Origin of the sequence: Bergeriella denitrificans NBRC 102155 (assembly GCF_001592185.1) — a bacterium.
GTDB classification, from domain to species: domain Bacteria; phylum Pseudomonadota; class Gammaproteobacteria; order Burkholderiales; family Neisseriaceae; genus Neisseria; species Neisseria denitrificans.
In genome coordinates this window covers 1-966 of the sequence record NZ_BCWL01000350.1, presented here as the reverse complement: position 1 = coordinate 966, position 966 = coordinate 1, and the positions used below count along the sequence as shown (strand labels likewise).

Here is a 966-nt window from a genome sequence, read left to right as displayed (position 1 = left end):
CCACCGAAAAAGCCGAAGCCGCAGGCAACAACCAATTTCAGACGGCCTCACTCAGCAGCAGCGACATTCAAAACCACAGCCGCTACGAAGGCGAAAGTTTCGGTGTCGGCGCAAGCGGTGCAGCATACGGCGGCTGGGACGGTAAAACCGTCGATAAAGACGGCAAAGCCACCCACAGCGCAGCCCGCACCATGGGCTACGGCTCGGACGGCGACAGCCAAAACAGCACCACATACAGCGGCATCGGTACGCGTAATATCCATATTACCGACGACAGCAGCGGCACACAGGCCGATACCGTCTATACCGACACCCGCACCGAAGCTGCCGAAGCACAATCAGGCCGTCTGAAAAACGTGTTTGATAAGGAACGGGTGCAGAACGAGCTGGACTTACAACGGGAAGTGAGCCAGCAATTCAGCAGGAATGTTCAGGAAGTCAATAGAGAAATCAACCGGCACATTGATGATTTGCTCAAACAGAAAGAAGCCGGAAACATCAACGATACAGACTACCAAAAAGAACTCGATAAACTGCAATACCTTAAAACCGGCCTGAATATGGTGGCTGCGGGACTGAGCGCGCCGACCGACAGCGCAGCAGGAATAGCCGCCGCAACCGTCAGCCCTGCCATTGCCTATGAAATCGGACAGCAGTTTAAAAATCTGGCGAAAGAAAATGCAGACGGCAAACTAAGCACCAAGCAAGAAGCCGCCCATATTCTCGCCCATGCGGTATTGGGTGCGGCTGTTGCAGCGGCGGGCGGTAACGATGCGATGATGGCTGCCGTAGCCGCCGGAGGTGCGGAAGCTGCTGCGCCGGTGGTTTCCAAGTGGCTGTATGGAGAAGCCGATGGCAGTCAATTAACTGCGGAGCAGAAAGAAACCGTTGCTGCGATTGCGGGGCTGGCTGGAGCTGCTGTGGGTGCTACGGCGGGTAATGCTGCTGATGCGGCTCAAGGCAGTC

At 56.0% G+C, this 966-nt stretch carries 1 protein-coding gene; it reads left to right on the top strand.

The window, feature by feature from the left end; translation table 11 throughout:
• On the top strand, window positions 1-966 hold a 966-nt coding region (locus tag BDE01S_RS10745), incomplete at both ends, for a VENN motif pre-toxin domain-containing protein (RefSeq protein ID WP_082790476.1).